9 protein-coding genes are annotated in these 17040 nt (G+C 72.6%); 7 read left to right on the top strand and 2 right to left on the bottom strand.

Annotated features, from left to right (window positions below):
- Window positions 1-7 precede the first annotated feature (7 nt).
- The 7 genes from ACR68M_RS01750 (at window position 8) to ACR68M_RS01720 (ending at window position 7573) form a co-directional block, all read left to right on the top strand.
- On the top strand, window positions 8-1669 hold the full coding sequence (locus ACR68M_RS01750; RefSeq protein WP_441248577.1) for an ABC transporter substrate-binding protein: 1662 nt from the start codon (window positions 8-10) through the stop codon (window positions 1667-1669).
- A 32-nt stretch (window positions 1670-1701) separates the two neighbouring features.
- Window positions 1702-2661, top strand: coding sequence for an ABC transporter permease (locus ACR68M_RS01745; protein ID WP_441251804.1), 960 nt, complete (start codon window positions 1702-1704; stop codon window positions 2659-2661).
- Window positions 2658-3512, top strand: coding sequence for an ABC transporter permease (locus ACR68M_RS01740; RefSeq protein WP_441248576.1), 855 nt, complete (start codon window positions 2658-2660; stop codon window positions 3510-3512). The genes ACR68M_RS01745 and ACR68M_RS01740 overlap by 4 nt, the downstream gene beginning before the upstream one ends.
- Window positions 3509-4525 carry an ABC transporter ATP-binding protein gene (locus ACR68M_RS01735; protein WP_441248575.1) on the top strand — a complete coding sequence of 339 codons (1017 nt, stop codon included), beginning with the start codon at window positions 3509-3511 and terminating at the stop codon, window positions 4523-4525. Before ACR68M_RS01740 ends, ACR68M_RS01735 begins: the two co-directional genes overlap by 4 nt.
- Window positions 4526-4553: 28 nt before the next feature.
- Complete coding sequence (locus ACR68M_RS01730; RefSeq protein WP_441248574.1) at window positions 4554-5369, top strand: ABC transporter ATP-binding protein; 816 nt, start codon at window positions 4554-4556, stop codon at window positions 5367-5369.
- A gap of 345 nt (window positions 5370-5714) precedes the next feature.
- The gene (locus ACR68M_RS01725; RefSeq protein ID WP_441248573.1) at window positions 5715-6686 is read left to right on the top strand and encodes an agmatine deiminase family protein; all 972 of its coding nucleotides are present in this window, start codon (window positions 5715-5717) and stop codon (window positions 6684-6686) included.
- Window positions 6683-7573 carry a DUF4436 family protein gene (locus ACR68M_RS01720; protein ID WP_441248572.1) on the top strand — a complete coding sequence of 297 codons (891 nt, stop codon included), beginning with the start codon at window positions 6683-6685 and terminating at the stop codon, window positions 7571-7573. Before ACR68M_RS01725 ends, ACR68M_RS01720 begins: the two co-directional genes overlap by 4 nt.
- Window positions 7574-7702: 129 nt before the next feature.
- Here ACR68M_RS01720 and ACR68M_RS01715 read toward each other — a convergent pair whose 3' ends face one another.
- Window positions 7703-8158 carry a hypothetical protein gene (locus ACR68M_RS01715; protein ID WP_441248571.1) on the bottom strand — a complete coding sequence of 152 codons (456 nt, stop codon included), beginning with the start codon at window positions 8156-8158 and terminating at the stop codon, window positions 7703-7705.
- 15 nt (window positions 8159-8173) lie between these two features.
- Window positions 8174-17020, bottom strand: coding sequence for a polymorphic toxin-type HINT domain-containing protein (locus ACR68M_RS01710; protein ID WP_441248570.1), 8847 nt, complete (start codon window positions 17018-17020; stop codon window positions 8174-8176).
- Window positions 17021-17040: the final 20 nt, after the last annotated feature.

Raw genomic sequence — 17040 nt, 5'->3', positions numbered from 1 at the left:
AGCCCCGATGCCAGGAACCCCCTCCCCGTCCCACGGGCGCAGATCCCCGTACCGCCGGTACGCCCTGCCGACCGCGGCCCTCGCCGCCTTCACCCTGCTGGCCGCCTGCGCCGGACCGCCGAAGAGCGGCGGCACCGGCAACGAGCAGGCCTTCGAGCTGTCCGCGACCACCCCCGCTGCCAAGGGGCAGCTCGACTCCTTCACCTGGGCGGTGTACGCGGAGCCCCCGACGCTGGACTACATCTACGCGTTCGACTACCCGCAGAACACCATCCTCTCCAACGTCTGCGAGAGCCTGATGCGGTGGACCCCGCAGCTGACGCTCGCCCCCGGGCTCGCGGAGAAGGCGACCAACCCCGACCCGACCACCTGGGTCTACGACCTGCGGCCCGGCGTGCACTTCCACGACGGCAGCGTGCTGACGGCCGACGACGTGGTCTACAGCCTCGGCCGCCAGATGAACCCGGACAACGCCGCGGCCTGGGCCCAGCAGTTCCAGAACGTCAGCACCATCACCAAGACCGGCCCGCTCCAGGTCACCGTCAAGCTGACTCGGCCCGACTCGCAGTTCAACCAGTACCTGGCGACCGCCGCCGGAGTCGTCGCGTCCAAGGCCGGGGTCGAGGCGGCGGGCAAGGACTACGGCACCTCCGGCAGCCTGGACTGCACCGGGCCGTACCGGCTGGGCACCTGGAACAAGGGCCAGTCCATCGAACTCCAGCGCTTCGACGGCTACTGGGGCACCAAGGCAAAGTCGGCGAAGGCGGTGTTCAGCTTCCTCACCGACTCCTCGGCCCGCGTCAACGCCATGATCAGCGGTGAGGCGGACGGCGGCTACCTGATCCCCACCGAGAGCTACGACCGGCTGCGCAGCAGCAAGGTCGGCACGCTCTACTTCGGCGAGGGCCTCAGCACCGTCAACGTCAACGTCACCAACATGCAGGGCCCGCTCGGCGACCTCCGGGTCCGCCGCGCGCTGTCGCTCGCGCTCGACCGCTCCGGCTTCGTGAAGTCCGGACTCGGCGGCGCGGGCACCGTCACCGGCTCGCTCACCACCCGTGCCGCCTGGGCGGCGGCCCCCGAACAGGTCAGGAAGGACGCGTTCAGCGGCCTCACCCCGACCGCCCCGGACATCGAGCAGGCCAAGGCCCTGATCAAGGAGGCCGGCGCCACCGGCAAGACCGTCACGGTGGCGACCAGCTCGATCGGCCAGGACGTGTCGCTGCTGGCCACCGCCGTCCAGTCCGCAGGCGCCAAGATCGGGCTGAACGTCCAGCTCAAGACCATCGCGCCGAACGCCTTCACCGCGCTGTTCACCGACGAGAAGGCCCGCGAGGGCATCGACATGTTCCCGGAGACGTACTACGACTCCATCACCGACCCGTTGGACCTGCTGGCGAACTTCAAGACCGGCGCCTTCCAGAACTACGCGAAGTTCAGCGACCCCGCCTTCGACGACCTGGTCAAGAAGGCCACCGAGACCGCCGACCCGGCCCAGCGCTACGCCGTCGAGGCGCAGCTCCAGAAGGCCGCGTCCAACCAACTGCTGTGGATCCCGGTGGCCGAGTGGCCCACCGCCGTGTTCCTGAACAAGCGGCTCACCGGCGCGCCGACCACCATCTCGTACATGTACTACCCGTGGGCGGCCGACGTCGGGGCGGCGCAGTGAGTCGTCCCGGACCGGCGGGCCTCCCGAACGTGGTGGGCTTCCTGAGATTCGCCGCCCGGCGGCTGGCCGAGATGGCGGCCACCCTGCTCGGCGCCTCGTTCGTGATCTTCGGCGCGATGTACCTGGCACCGGGCAACCCCGCGAGCTTCCTGCTCTCCGGCCGCTCGGCCTCCCCGGAGGCCCTCCAGGCGATCAACGACCAGTACCACCTGGACGAGCCCTTCCTGCTCCAGTACCTGCGCTGGCTCGGCCAAGTCCTGCACGGCGACTTCGGCCGCTCGATTACCTACCGCACCGACGTCTCCCGGCTGCTGGCCGACCGGCTGCCCGCGACCCTGCTGCTGGTCGCCATGGCGCTGGTGCTGGTCGTCGCCCTCGGCCTGGTGCTCGGCTGGATCGGCGCCGTCCGGGGCGGCGCCACCGACTCCACCATCCTGGTCGCCACCACCGTCGCCGTCGGCACCCCGTCCTTCGTCGCGGCCGTCCTGCTCCAGGGCCTGTTCGCGGTGAAGCTGGGCTGGTTCCCCACCGGCGGCACCGGCGACGGCTTCGGGCAACTGCTCTGGCACCTCACCCTGCCCGCCGTCGCGCTCGCGCTCTACCTGATCGGCATGCTCGCCCGCGTCACCCGCGCCGCGATGCTGGAGACCCTCGGCCAGGAGCACGTCACGGTCGCCCGCAGCCGGGGCGTCTCCGAGCACCAGGTGATCCGCCGGCACGTCTTCCGCAACGCGCTCGGCACCGTCCTCACCACGGGCGGCCTGATCGTCTCCACGCTGCTGGTCTGCACCGTGCTGGTGGAGTCCGCGTTCAGCGTCGGCGGCATCGGCCAACTCCTCGAACTCTCCACCACGACCAAGGACTTCCCCACCGTGCAGGCCATCTCGCTGCTCATGGTCGGCCTCTTCATGGCGGTGAACCTCGTCGTCGACCTGCTCCACCCGCTGGTCGACCCGCGCGTCACCCTCGCACCGAGGAGGGCCGCCGGATGACCGCCACGACACTGCGCCGCCCCGGCCTCGGCCGGATCAGGACCACCCGCGCACCCCTCTACCGGATCTGCCTCGGCTTCGGCATCCTGATCGTCCTGGTCGCGGTGCTCGCCCCCTGGATCGTGCCGTACGACCCCAACGCCGTCGACCTCGGCAACGCCCTCGCCGGGCCCTCCGCCGACCACCTGCTCGGCGTCGACGCCTCCGGCCGGGACACCCTCTCCCGTCTCGTGCTCGGAGCCCGCACCTCGCTGCTCGGCCCGCTCGGGGTCGTCGCCTTCTCCACCCTGGCAGGCGTCGCCATCGGCGTCGTCGCCGCCTGGCGCGGCGGCTGGCTGGACTCCGTCCTCTCCCGCTCCACCGAGTTGGTCTTCGCCTTCCCCGGCATGCTGCTGGCGATCCTGATCGTCGCGGTCTACGGCGAGGGGCTGCTCGCCCCGGTCATCGCACTCGCCGTCGCCTACCTCCCCTACGTCAGCCGCCTCACCCGCTCGCTCGTCCTCACCGAACGGCGGCGCCCGTACGTCGAGGCCTACCAGGTGCAGGGCCACTCCGGCCTGCAGATCTGCCTGCGGCACGTCCTGCCCGGCATCGCCCCGGTGATCCTCGCCCAGTCCACCGTCAACTTCGGCTACGCCCTCATCGACCTGGCCGGCCTCTCCTTCCTCGGGCTCGGCGTCCCCGCGCTGACCCCCGACTGGGGTCGGATGGTCTTCGACGGCCAGTCAGCCATCCAGCACGGCTACCCCCTGTCGGCGATCCTGCCCTGCGCCGCGATCGTGCTGACCGTCGTCGCCTTCAACGTGGTCGGCGAACGCTGGGCCGACCAGGTCGCCAGGAGGGACCGATGACCACACCGATCACCACACCGACGACCACACTCGACATCCGGGGCTACCGCCTGCAGCTGCCGAACACCACCCGGCCCGTCCTCGCCGGCGTCGACCTCACCGTCGACGCGGGGGAGACCGTCGCCCTGGTGGGGGAGTCCGGCTCCGGCAAGAGCCTCACCTCCCGCAGCGTCCTCGGCCTGCTCCCGCCGGGCGCCACCACCGAAGGCGCCGTACGGGTCAACGGTGACGACGTCCTCACCATGACCCCGGATCAGCTCCGCCGACTGCGCACCACCACCGCCGCCATGATCTTCCAGGACCCGCGCGCGGCCATCAACCCACTGCGCCGCATCGGGGACTTCCTCACCGAGAGCACCCGCCGAGGCGGCCGCCAGGCCGCCCAGGCCGCCACCGAACGGGCCGCCGAGATGCTCGACGCCGTCGGTCTCACCTCCGCCGCACTGCGCCAGTACCCGGGCCAGCTCTCCGGCGGCATGCTGCAACGCGTCATGATCGCAGCGGCCCTGATGGGCGACCCCGCCCTGATCCTCGCCGACGAGCCCACCACGGCCCTCGACGTCACCACCCAGGCCGAGGTCATCGCCCTCCTCGGCGACCTCCAGGCACGCTTCGGCACCGGCCTGCTCTTCGTCACCCACGACCTGGGCCTCGCCGCCGCCATCAGCGACCGCGTCTACGTCATGTACGCCGGGCGGATCGCCGAAACCGGCCCGGCCGAAGCCCTGTTCAGCCGCCCGCGACACCCCTACACCGCCGCGCTGCTCAACTCGACGCCGCGCCTGGACGCCCCGGCGGGCCGGCTCGCCGCCATCGACGGCCGCCCCCCGAGCCTGCGCGAGGAGCTGACCGGCTGCCCGTTCGCCCCCCGCTGCGCGCTGGCCACCCAGCTCTGCACCGAGCAGACACCCGAGCTGCTCCCGGTCGTCGGCGGACCGGGGCGCGGGGAACCGGACCGCCTGGTTGCCTGCCACCACAGCGACCGACTCGGGGAGGTGGCCGCCGATGCCTGAGACGACCAGCCCGAAGGGAGAGACCCCGATGAGAAAGACCGTCCTGGAGGCCGTCGGCCTGCACCGGGCCTACGGAGACGTGCAGGCCGTCGACAACGTCTCCTTCACCCTGGCCGAAGGCGGCTCGCTCGGCATCGTCGGCGAGTCGGGCTCCGGCAAGACCACCACCGCCCGGATCGTCGTCGGCCTGGAGCACCCGGACAGCGGCCGCGTCCTCGTCGACCACCGGGACCGCACCCAGCACCGGCGCGGCCGGGCCCAGCGGCTGGCACGGGCCCGCGAGGTCCAGATGGTCTTCCAGGACCCTTTCCTCTCGCTGGACCCTCGCATCACCGTCAACGCCGTGCTGCGCGAGACCCTCAAGCTGCACTTCCCGGACGGTGACCACCCACGGCGGATCGCCGAACTCCTCGACCAGGTCGGCCTCGGCACCCGGGAGGGCGACGCCCTGCCCCGGCAGCTCTCCGGCGGTCAGCGACAACGGGTGGCCATCGCACGGGCGTTGGCGATCGAACCCGCCGTCCTGGTGCTGGACGAGGCGGTGGCGGCCCTCGACGTCTCCGTCCAGGCGCAGATCCTCAACCTGCTCTCCGACATCCGCGAACAGACCGGCATCGGCTACCTGTTCATCACCCACGACCTCGGTGTGGTGCGCTGCGTCACCGACGAGGTCATCGTCATGCGGCACGGCCGGATCGTCGAATCGGGCCGCACCGACCGCGTCCTGGCCAACCCCCAGCACCCCTACACCCGGCTGCTGCTGGAGTCGGTGCCGCGTCCGGGCTGGGACCCGAAGCAGATCGCCGTGGCCCGCCGTGCGCTGGCGGCGAGCAAGGCACCGTAGCGGCGGGCGGGTCGCCCGAACGGCGGCGGGTCGGGCACCGCCGACGGGAACGGCGGCGATCTATGGTCGGAAGTCGCCATGTCCGCACCGAAACCTGCTCGATGACGGGGTCTCATGAGGAATCTCAGCCTGTCCCGCCGTACGCTGCTCCGGTCCGCCACGGGCGCCGCCGCTCTGCTCGTCACCGAGGGCTGCGCCTCCTCCTCGTCGGATGAAGCGTCGGGTGGAGCGTCGGGCGAACCGGAGGCATCTCCGGCGGGCAGCCCGTCGGCGTCGGCGGCGGCCTCAGCTTCGGCAACGTCGGCGGCGATGCCCGCGGAGTGGCGACCGCACACGCGTACGGTGATGTCCTGGCCCGCCCTGGAGGAGGTCTGGGGCGGCCAACTGGCCGACGTCCGGCAGGACATCGCGCACGTGGCCCAGGCGGTCGCGCAGTTCGAGCCGGTGGTGCTGATGGCCCGGCCGGACCAGGCCGACCAGGCGCGGCAGCTCTGCGGCTCCTCGGTCGAGGTGCTCCCGCTGATGGTGGACGACCTCTGGGCCCGTGACACCGGCCCGACCTTCGTGACCGGCCCGCAGGGGCTCGCCGGGCTGGACTTCAACTTCAACGGCTGGGGCGGCAAGCAGACGCACGGCAACGACAGCCAGGTCGCCCGCAACCTCCTCGACCACTACGGGATCAGGCGCGTCCAGGCCCCGATCACGGGGGAGGGCGGCGCGCTGGAGGTCGACGGGGACGGCACGCTGATGGCCACCGAGAGCTCGCTCGTCAACGAGAACCGCAACCCCGGCAGGAGCCGCGACCAGATCGAGGCGGTGCTCAAGGACCTGCTCGGTGTCCAGCGGGTGATCTGGTTCCAGGGCGTGGCGGGCCAGGACATCACCGACTGCCATGTCGACGCCCTGGCGAGGTTCGTCGAGCCGGGTGTGGTCGTGCTCCACCGGCCCGCCGCCGACACGCCGCCGGACATCTGGTCCAAGGCGTCCGACCAGGCGCTGACGGTGCTGCGGGGCGCCACCGACGCCAAGGGCAGAACGCTGCGGGTGGTCGAACTCACTGAGCCCGACCTCACCGCGGTCGAGGGCCGGGGGAAGGACTTCCTCGCGACCTACCTCAACTTCTACGTCGTCAACGGGGGACTGATCATGCCGCGCTTCGGCGACCAGGCGGCCGACGACCGGGCTGCCGGCACCCTGCGGGATCTCCACCCCGGGCGCAGGATCGTGCAGGTGGAGATCAACACCATCGCCTCCGGCGGCGGCGGGATCCACTGCGCGACCCAGCAGCAACCCGTCGCTGCCGGGTCGACGCAGTGACGGCGGAGGCGCCGCGCCGCCGGGGCGTGCGGCAGATCCTCGTCCTGATCCTGATCCTCGCGCTGTGCGGGGCGGGCGTCGCGCTGTACCTCGACGAGCGGGACTCCCGGCAGGAGACCAGGGAGCTGGGTGCCCGGCCGTCCGGGGACTGGATCGAGCTGGACATCACCTCGCAGGAGGTCAGCGCCACCACGCAGGACCTGACGCTGGTCGTCGTCGCCGTCCCGCACGGCGGCCTCGCCGAGGGGTCGGCCGACTCGGCGGTCTTCGGCCGGGACGTGGAGATCATCGGCACGGCGCTGGCGAAGCCCGTCGAGATCAAGGCCGGGACACCCGCCGAGGCCCAGTTCGTCCCGCTCGCGATGTCCGGAGGCCCGGCCTCCGACTACCCCTTCGACCGCTACCGGATCTCGACCGGCTGGGCGGCCTCGGCTGGTGGCACGGCCGTGCCGACGGCGATCACGTTCCGGGACGCCGACCCGTTCTTCGTCGCCAGGCCGGCAGATGCCAAGCCCGCCGACGCCGGGGCGACGGCCGTCGCCGAGTCCCGGCTCGACGCCCGGCTCACGAGATCCCGCAGCACCTTCATCCTGGCCTGGTTCATGATCGTGGCCATGTGGGCGCTGGCGCTGGCCGTGCTGGGCGGCGCGGAGATGCTCATCCGCAAGCGGCAGGGGCTCACCTGGCCGGCCATGGGCTGGATGGCCGCGACCCTCTTCGCGCTCATCGGGATGCGCAACGCGGCGCCCGGCGCCCCGCCGATCGGCTCCCTGCTGGACTACCTCGCGTTCTTCTGGGCGGAGGGCGTCATCGCGGCGGCCCTGACCTGCACGGCGGCCTTCGCGATCCGCAACGAGCGCAGGCTGCTGCTGGAGGAGGAGGCCTGACGGCCCGTGCCGGAGGAGCACGACACGCCGGAACGCCCGAGGGCCGCACCCTCCTCGAGAGGAGAGTGCGGCCCTCGGTGTTGCTGGTCGGGAGGGTCGGCGGCGGTGACGGGCCGACCCTCCCCGTGCTCAGAGCCGGAGCTCGGCGAGCACCGGGTTGGCGGCCAACTGCGGGTACTCAGCGCCCAGTTCGGTGAGCACGGTGTGGCGGAAGGCCAGCCATGCGTCTCTCAGCTCGGGGAGTGGGCAGAGTGCCGACTCCTCCGAGTAGCTGGCCGTGATCCGGATGGCTCCGGCCTCGGGGGTGAACTCGATCAGCTCGGCGTTCTCGGTGAAGCCGATCGTCGAGTGCTCACCCCGCTCCAGGTACCCCAGCACCCCGTGCATCGACCACAGGAAGTCGAACACCGGAGTCCAGGACCACGGCGGGGCCATCTCGGCCCCGCCGACGGTGAAGGACAGGTCGGACATGAAGTAGTACCAGCGCAGGTCGGCACGGCTGACCTCCGCGAGGTCCACTCCCTCCCGGTGCTCCCGGCCCCGGTCCACGTACGGACCGGTCCGGAGGTACTCGATCTTGATCATCTGTTCTCCCACCGACTACGGCCGCTCGACCGGGAACGCGTTCCGGATTTCCAGCGTCTCCTCGTTGACGTACACCCGGATCGTGTAGAGGTCCTTCACCTTGTTCGGGTCAGCGTTCCGGGTCTTGCCGATCACCTTGGGCTTGCCCTCCTCGTCGAGGAACTTGTACTCCCAGACCTCGCCGTCCCTGTTCGAGGTGTCGAAGACCTGCTTGCCCTTCGCGAGGACGGTCCGGATGAACGCCGCCCGGCTCTGCGGGGTCGTGCCCGGCAGGTACTCGGTCTTGGTCACGTCGAGGTTCGGGCCTTCGGGGGTGTGGCCCTCCCAGATGTGGTTGTCGTCGATCAGGAGCTTCGCGAGGTCCAGCCCGCAGTTCGGGTCCTCGGCGTTGTGCACCAGCACCGCGGTGCCACCCGCGACCACATAGTACGTGTGCAGCGAGTCGACGGTCAGGTCGAACGTCGGCATCGCGGAGACGTAGTTGCGCACCGACAGCACCGTCACCAGCGCGGCCGAGTCGGCACTCTGGAGCCGGTCGCCGACGGCGAGGGCGGCGGCGTCGACGAACGCCCCACGGGTCACGTCGTAGTACGGGTGGTTCTGCGTCCCCGTGATCCGGTGCGGACCGTCCGGCGTACTCACCGTCAGATCGGTGAAGTCGGTGTCCGTGTAGGTGGCGAAGGTGTGCACCACCGGGTGCTGCTCCAGGCGGCCGCCGCCGGGGGCGCCGGCCACCACGTCCCCGACCACGATGTCCTGGATCGGCTTGGTGGACCCGTCCGCCATCAGGACGGGTGTGCCGGCCTGGAAGCTGTGCAGCTTGGCGAACGGCAGCACACAGGCGGCTGCCTTCTCCGGGAACTCCCTGATCCAGGCCAGTACCGCAGCGGCCCGCAGCCGGTTCAGTGCCACCGCGTCGATCACGGCGTTCTTGGCGGCCTGGGTCAGGATGTTGAGCCCTGCCTCCGCGCCGACCATGTCACCGATCACCATGGCGGCCCGCAGCGTCATCGCGCCCCGGTACGCCACCTTGAGCGCGGCCGGGACGACCAGCGAGCCGAACGCCCAGAGGCAGTCCCTGCTCGTCGGGTCGAAGTGCTTGTAGCAGCCGACGAAGTCGCTGACCATGCCGTACGCGAACGTCTTCACGAAGTTCTTGTCGAACTCCCAGACGTTGATGTCCAGGACCTGGTGGTCCCGGTAGTCGATCGGGACCTTGCTGAGGAAGTCCTTGTTGTACTTCCCCGTCGCGATGCAGGCCGCCGCCGTGGCGTTGGGCTGATCGCACGTCACCAGGTAGAGCATCCCGGTGCCGTAGATGTGGATGTCCGCCGGCAGGTTGCAGTGGCCGATCTTGGTGGAGATGTCGCAGTTGCCGGTGGCCTGGCCGTCCTGCTTCAGGTCGAGCGGCTCGACGTACAGACCGGGCAGGTCCGGGTCCATCGGCTTCGAGTCCGGGGCCGGCGGGTTCTGCTCCATCTGCGTGACGCCCTCGGCGATCTTCGCCGCCTCGTCCGCGTCGCCCTGGGCGGTGGTGGCGGCCTGCTGGGCCGAGTCCGCGGATGCCTGGGCGTTGTCCGCCGAGGTCGCCGCATTGTCCGCCGAGCTCCGGGCGGCGGTGGCCGCCGTCCGGGCCGCGCCCGCGTCCTTCTCACTGTCGGTGGCCGCCGCGCGGGCGGCCGCCGCCTCGTTCTGGGCCGACGCGGCCGACTGGTCGGCCTTCCACGCGTCGCCCTCGGCCTGCATGTTGATCGCGTCCAGGCGCTCCGAGACCGCCTTGACGTCCTTCGCGTCCGCAGCCGCCTGGGCCGCCGACTTCAGGGCGTTCGACGCCGCGCGGGAGGCCTTGGCGGCCGAGGCCGCCGCGTCCGCCGCTGCCTGGGCCGCGAGCTTCGCGTCCCCGGTCGCCCGGTTGGCCGCGTCCTGGGCCGCCGCCGCGAAGGCTGCCGCCTCCGTGGCGCGGAGGTCGGCGACGACCGCCTCCTGCTGCGCCAGGGTCATCGAGGTGTCAGCGACGGCGACCGCGAGACCGGCCGTCGCGTCGGTCGCCGCGAACGTGATGCCGAGCTCGATCGCCTGGTCGGCCGGGGCCGACACCGCGTTCGCGGTGTCACGCGCGATCTCCGCCTGCTGGGAGGCCGCGTAGGCCTGCCCGGAGGCGGTGGCGCTGTCCGAGACAGCCCCGTCGGCCTCCTTCTTCGCACCGTCGGCCGCCGCCTTGGCGTCGGCCGACTCCTTCGCAGCGGACTTGGCGAGGACGTTGGCGGCGTCGGAGTTCTGCTTGGCGACTCCGGCCTGGTCGATCGCCTCGGCCGCGAGGGCGTCGCCCTGGGCGGCGTTGGCCCGGGTCGTCGCCGCCGCCGAATCCGCCGTCCTGGCTGCCGCCGAGGACTTGGCGGCAGCCGCACTGCTGACGGTCGCCGCGGAGCGGGCCGCGACTGCGGCGTCGCTCGCGTTGTTGGCGTCGGTGTTCGCCTGGTCGGCCGCGAGCGCGGCCGCGTTGGCGTCCAGCCTGGCCTGCTTGGCCGCAGTCGCGGCGTCCCCGGCGGCACTGGTACCGACGGCGGCCGCGGCCGCCGCGTCGGCGGCGGCGGACTTGGCACGGGCCGCGTCCATCACCTTCCGCGCGTCGTCCGCCCTGGACCGCGCGGCGGCGGCATCCGTCGCCGACTGCTGCGCCGTCTGGTCGTCCTGATCGGCCCGGTGGGCCTCCGAGGCCGCTGCGGCCTCGCTGTCCGCCGCTGCGGCGGCCTTCGTCTGCGCGTCGGCGTTGGCCGCCGCCGCGACACCCCGCTGGGTGTCGGCCGTGGCCCGAGCGGCGGCCGCGTTGGCCCGCTCGGTCTCGGCCGTGGCGGCAGCCGCCTTGGCGCGGGCCGCAGCGTCCTTCGAGCTCGCCTCCAGCGGGACGATGGTCGCCTTGTCGTGGGCGGCGATGGCTGCTGCCGTCGCCGCCGCGTCCGCCTTGTCCTGCGCGGCGACGGCGTCGGCCGCCGCCTTCTGCGCGTCGTCCTGCGCGGTCGCGCGCAGGAAGGCGGCGCGGGCGGCGTGCGCCTGGGCACTGGCGTTGGCAAGCAGGGCGCCGCTGTCCGCGACGGTGGCGTTGGTCGCGGCGACGGCCGTCCGCATGGCCAGTGCCGTCGCCTGGGTGGCGGCGGCCGCGGCCTTGACCACCTGCGCCGACTCGACCGCGTACGACAGACCGCGGCCGGAGGGCAGGCCACCGGCGGCGGCCGTCTGCCCGGCTGCCGTCACGGCGGCCGACGCCTTGTCGTCGGCCGCCTGCGCGGCCGCCGCGTTCTGCGTCGCCGTCGCCGACAGCCCGTCGACCGCGCGCTTCACGGCGGCGAGGTCGTCGGTGAGCGAGACCGGCTTGCCGTCGGACGAGAAGTTCCCGCCCATCGTGGTCGGCCAGTCCTTGATGAAGACGTTCCAGGCGCTGAGCGGGTCGGCCTGGGCGTCCATCAGGTTCTTGGCCACCCACGCGTTGCCCAGCGCGTCGTGCATCGCCACCGCGCTCGACTGGAGCGCCGTCAGCGCCTGGATCTCGGCGTTGGCGATGTCGGTGCGCTGCTGACCCTGGGCGGCGTACTCGGCCTCCCACTCGGCCGAGGCGGTCTCCTCGACCTCGACCATCACCTGGTTCGGGTCCTGCGGGTTGGTCGCGTCACCCGAGGCCCAACGGGTCTTCAGGCTCTCGACCTCGAGGCGGAACTCGGCCGTGCCCTTCTCGGGGGCGACGGTCGGGTAGCCGTTGTACTGGATGAACCGCCGGGCGTCGTCCGCCGAACCCCGCGTCTGCGGCGTGTTCAGCATGATCGTCCACCACCCGTACGGGTCACCGGCGGCGATCTTGTCCTTCAGGATCTGGGTGACGCGGTCCTGCGCGGCCTGGCTGGCCTGCGGGACATCGGCGTTGCCGCCGTACCCGGCCACCCGGCCGATCCGCTGGTACACGTAGCCCGGGTCGAGCTGCTTGGTGACAGCGGTGTCGTACACCGGCTCCAGGACGGCGAAATCGTTGGTGAAGTACTTCCAGACCGTGCCCTGACGCTCCCAGGTGCGCTGGAACATCCCGTCCGCCATGTCCCGCGCGGTCTTGACGTCGGCGTCCCAGGCGTCCCAGGCGCCCTTGTCCATGAAGAGCGACTGGTTCGGCTGGCCGGGCCCGGCGAGCCGGGTGGTGGCCAGCGTTTTGGCCGCGACCCCGCCGACGTGCAGCAGGTACGCGAGATTGGCGCGGCCGACCCGGATCTGGGCCTGCTGCTCCATGATCTTGGCTCGGGCGTCCAGGTCGTGCCGGGCCTGGGCCGCTGCCTGGGCGGCGGCGACCTGGGCGGCGAGCGCGGCCTCGTCCTTGCGCAGCTGCTCCTCGGCGGCCGAGGCGGACTGCTCCGCCTTCGCCGCGTCGTCCTTGGCACTGGCGGCGGACTGCTCCGCCGCCGTGGCCTTGGCCGCTGCCTGGTCCGAGATGCCGCGCGCCGACTTGGCGTCGGCATCGGCCGAGGCGGCCGTCGCGGCAGCGGCAGCGGCGTCCTTCTCCCCGGCGGTCGCGGCGGCCGCCGCGGCCTGGGAGTCGGCGGCAGCAGCCGTCGCGGACTGCGAAGCCGCCTGCGCCTGGGCCTGCGCCTGGGCGTCGGCAGCAGCCGTCGCGGTGGCGGCGGCCTTCGTGGCGGCGGCGTCCGAGGCGGCCTGGGCGGAGGACTTCTGCGCCGCGTCGGCGGAGGCGGCGGCCTTGGCGGCGGAGTCCGCCGCGTCGGCAGCTGCCTGCGCCGCGAGCTTCCCGTCGCCGGTCGCCTTGTCGGCGGCCGCCTTCGCGGCTGCCGCTGCGGCAACGGCCTGCGCCGCAGCGGCGTCGGCCACGGCGGTCTGCTGCTGAGCGAGCGTCATCGCGCTCTGGGAGGCGACCACCGCGAGACCGGCCGAGGAGTCGGTCTGCGCGAACGGCGTGCCCAGCGCGATCGCCGTGTTCGCCGGGGCGGTCACCGCGGCTGCGGCGTCCCGGGCGGTGTCGGCGGCCTGACCGGCGGCGTAGGCCTGACCGGCGGCGGTGGCGGCGGCCGCGACGGCCGTGTCCACCTGCTGCGCGGCCGCGACGACCTTGGCGTTGGCCGCCATCGAGGCCTGGGCGGCCTGCGAGGAGTCACCCGCCGCCTTGGTCGCGTTGGTCGCCGCCGTCTGGGCCTTGGCGATCGCGGCGGCCGAAGCGGCCTCGGCGGTCATCGCGGCGGAGTAGCTGATCAGCGCGTTCGCGTCGGCGTCCGCCGCCCACGCGGTCGCCCGTGCGGCAGCCGCAGCCGACTCGGTGGCCGCCTGGCGGGCGGCCACGGCCGTGTCGGTGGCGGTCTTCGCCTGAGCCTGGGCCTGGTCGGCAGCCGTCGCCGCCTGGGCGGCGGCCGTGGCGGCCGCATCGGCGGCGGCCTTCGCGTCGGCGGCCGAGGCGGTGCCCTGGGCGGCCACCGCGGCGGCGGCCAGGGCCTGGGCCTTCGCGGCGGCGACGTCCTTCTGCTGCTGGGCGACGGCGGCTGTGGTCCGCGCGGTGGCGGCCCGGTCGGCGGCGTCCTTGGCAGCGGCCGCCTTGGTGGTGGCGTCGCCGGTGGCGGTCTGGGACTTGGCCCGCTTGTCGCCGGAGACCTTCGACTTGTCGAGCGCGGCGCTCAGCGCGGCCTTCGCGTTGTTGCGCTGCGTCTCGGCCTCGGCCTTGGCATTCGCGGCGTTCTGCCGCTCGGCGGCGGCGTTGGTGGCGGCCGTCTTCGCCCGGTCACCGGCCGCCGTCGCGTCGGCCTGGGCCTGGACGGCCTGGCCCTTCGCGGTGGCGACGTCGGCGGCGGCCTTGGCAGCCAGGTCGGCGCGGGTCTTGGCACTCGCGGCCAGGTCGGCCGCACGGGCCGCACTGTCCTGGGCCGACTGGCGCAGGAACTGCGCACGGGCGGCAGCGGCCTGGGCCTGCGCGTTGGCGAGCACCGTCGCGCTGTCGGCCGCAGTGGCGCCGACCGCGGCGACGGCGGTGTCGAGGGCGTTGGCGGTGGCGAGCGCGGCGGCGGCCGAGGCACGGGCGACCTGCCCGGACTGCACGGCGTAGGTCATGCCGCGTCCGCGCGGCACCCCGTTGTCGTCCGCGATCTTGTCACCGGCGGCCAGCGCCGGAGCCACCTTGTCGGCGGCCGTCTTCGCGTCGTTCGCCGCCTTGCGGGCGATCACGGCCTGGGCGGTGACCAGCGCCTTGATCGCCGCCAGGTCGGCGGTGGCCTGCGCGTCGGTGCGCGGCGCCGACTGGTTGGTGCGCTTCGTCGGGTTGGCCTGCCACTTGAGGATCTGGCCGGCGGCCCAGCCGTAGCCGAGCGCCTCGTGCATCGCCTCCGTCCCGGCCTGCAGCGCCGTCAGCGACTGCACCTCGGAGGTCAGGACGGTGGCACGCGGCTGGGCCTGTGCGGCCTGCTCGGCGAGCCACTCGGTGGAGGCGGTCTCCTCCACCTCCACCATGACGTTCTGCCAGTCCAGCGGGTTGGAGACGTCACCACTGGCCCAGCGGGCCTTCATCGCCTCCACCTCGATCCGGAACTCCGGGGTGCCCTTGACGGGAGCGGCGGTCGGGATGCCGTGGTACTGGATGAACCGGCGGACGTCGTCGGTCGAGCCGTTCTTGGCGCTCGCGCCCAGCATCGTGTAGATGCCGTACGGGTCGGTGCCGCCGTACGAGGCGATCAGCTCCTGGACGATCACGTCCACCTTGTCCTGCGCCGCCTGGCTCGCCTTGGGCGGCGCCGGGAGCTGCTGGAGGGCCGTGTTGTCACGGGAGTTGACGCCGTTCACCGACATGAAGTTGGTGACGTCGGTGTCGTACTGCGGCATCGGGCCGCTGCCGGTCGTCCCGTACGCGGAGAAGAACAGGCTCAGGCCGGCGTCCCGGGCATCCCGGACGCCGCCGGCCGCCTGCGCGTCGGCGGAGTCGGTGGCGGCGGCACTCGGGGTGGCGGGCACCATCAGCTGGTTGACGTGCAGGTCACCGTTGCCCTGGACGGCCACCGAGACGGAGGTCGTGTGCGGGTCGATGTAGCCGTACTGGGCCGTGTTCGGCGACCAACTGCCGTCCGCCTTACGGAGGTTGTCCCAGGCGGCGCCGTCGGCGTCGAGCGCGACCAGGTGCAGCGCGTTGTCCGGCCCACCGGCGGCGGCGATCTGCCGGGTGCTGTGCTTGCCGTCGGCGAGCACGGCGGCGGTCCAACTGCCGTCTGCCTTGCGGAGGACGTCCCACACCTTGGTGTCGTCGCCGAGCACCGCGAGGTGCAGCTCGCCGTTCGGGGTGGCCGCGACGGCCAGGCCCTTGGCGTGCGGCGCCGTCACCGGCTGGGCGCTCCAGGTGCCGTTGGCGGCGCGGACGGTGTCCTGGACGGTGCCGTCGGCCTTGAGTGTGGCGAGGTGGACCTCGCCGTTGGCCGTGGCCGTCGCGGCGATCGCGCGGGCGGTACCCGTCGGGTCGGCCACCACGGGGGCGTCCCAACTGCCGTTCGGGTGACCGACGATGTCGCGGACGATGTTGTCGTCCCCGAGTACCAGCGCGTGCACGTCGCCGTTGGCGGCGGCGGCCGCGCCGATCGCACGGGCGTGGCGCGAGGCGTCCACCAGGACGTTGCCGCTGACGCTGCTCTGCCAGGTGGTGGCGTCCTTGCGGCGGACGCGCAGCCAGACGGTGCCGTCGTCGGCGAGGCTCAGGATGTCCAGGTCACCGTTGGCCGCAGCGGCCAGCTCGATGTCCTTGGTCCGTCCGAAGGCGCCGTCGATGACATAGCCGGCGCCCCAACTACCGCCGGTGGAGCGGCTGGTGGTCCACAGTCGGCCGTCGTCGGCCGAGACGTCCAGCTGCACCTCGCCGGTGCTCAGCGCACCGAGCGAGAGCGCGGTGGCGTGCTGGGTGGTGACCGCCGTCTTCGTCCAACTGCCGTTCGCCTGAAGGGCGAAGTCGGCAACCGTACCGGTGGTGGCCAGCGTGGCGACGTGCGGCAGCGCGTTGGGCACCGCGACGGCCGAGACGGCCTTCACCGTGCCGGAGCCGTCGACCACCGTGGTGGCCGTGTAGCTGCCGTCCGTCTTCCGGGTCTTCTCCCGGAGCTTCTTGTCGTTGCCGACCAGCTCCAGCCGCACCTCGCCGTTGGCGGTGGCCACCGCGGAGACGGCCGTGCTCGGCACGGTGCCGCTGTCGGCCGTCGTGACACCCGACCAACTACCGCTGTGCCGCACATCGGTGGAGACCTTGCCGTCGGCGGTCAGCAGCTCCAGGTGCAGGTCGTTGTTGGGCAGGCCGACGCTGGCGATGCCCTTCACCTTGCCGGGCAGCGCGTCGAAGAGCACGCTGCCGGTGGCCATCCCGAGCATGTAGTAGCCCGGGTAGTCACCGGGCTGGTACGTGTAGTCCCGCACCGTGCCGTCGTCGGAGAGCAGCGAGAAGTGCAGCTCTCCGTTGGGCAGCGCGGCCTCGGCGAAGCCGGTGTTGTGCGCGTCGCCGTTGATCAGCAGCGGGCCGGACCAGTCACCGTTCGGGAAGCGCACCCGGTCGTAGAGCTTGCCGTCGCGAGTCAGCATGCCGACGTGCAGCTGCCCGTTGGACATCGTCGCCTGGGCGCTCTGCACCACCGCGGTGATGCCCTGGTCGAGACCGGCCGAGCGGCTGCGGTCGGACGAGTTGCCCGAGGCGGGCTGCACGTTGTCGGCCGAGTCCGAGCCGAGGAAGAGCGCCCAGCCCGGCCACGGGCCGGGGTTGTCGGACGCCAGCAAGGTGCCCGCGCCGGACTTCATCGCGGGCCCGCCCGCGTGCATCGCGTTCGCCAGGATGGCCAGGTTGCGCCGGGCCGCCTCCGCGTCGGTCATGGCCTTCACCCGCGTCTGCA

The organism is Kitasatospora sp. McL0602, assembly GCF_052076145.1.
Lineage (GTDB): Bacteria > Actinomycetota > Actinomycetes > Streptomycetales > Streptomycetaceae > Kitasatospora.
Note: the sequence above shows the minus strand (reverse complement) of the source record. Positions and strands in the feature narration are given on the sequence as shown.

Excerpts from the sequence above, each read along its gene's own strand:
- ACR68M_RS01725 (WP_441248573.1), top strand. The coding sequence starts at position 5,715 with ATGTCCTGGCCCGCCCTGGAGGAGGTCTGGGGCGGCCAACTGGCCGAC.
- ACR68M_RS01740 (WP_441248576.1), top strand. The coding sequence starts at position 2,658 with ATGACCGCCACGACACTGCGCCGCCCCGGCCTCGGCCGGATCAGGACC.
- ACR68M_RS01750 (WP_441248577.1), top strand. The coding sequence starts at position 8 with ATGCCAGGAACCCCCTCCCCGTCCCACGGGCGCAGATCCCCGTACCGC.
- ACR68M_RS01735 (WP_441248575.1), top strand. The coding sequence starts at position 3,509 with ATGACCACACCGATCACCACACCGACGACCACACTCGACATCCGGGGC.
- ACR68M_RS01730 (WP_441248574.1), top strand. The coding sequence starts at position 4,554 with ATGAGAAAGACCGTCCTGGAGGCCGTCGGCCTGCACCGGGCCTACGGA.
- ACR68M_RS01715 (WP_441248571.1), bottom strand. The coding sequence starts at position 8,158 with ATGATCAAGATCGAGTACCTCCGGACCGGTCCGTACGTGGACCGGGGC.
- ACR68M_RS01710 (WP_441248570.1), bottom strand. The coding sequence starts at position 17,020 with ATGACCGACGCGGAGGCGGCCCGGCGCAACCTGGCCATCCTGGCGAAC.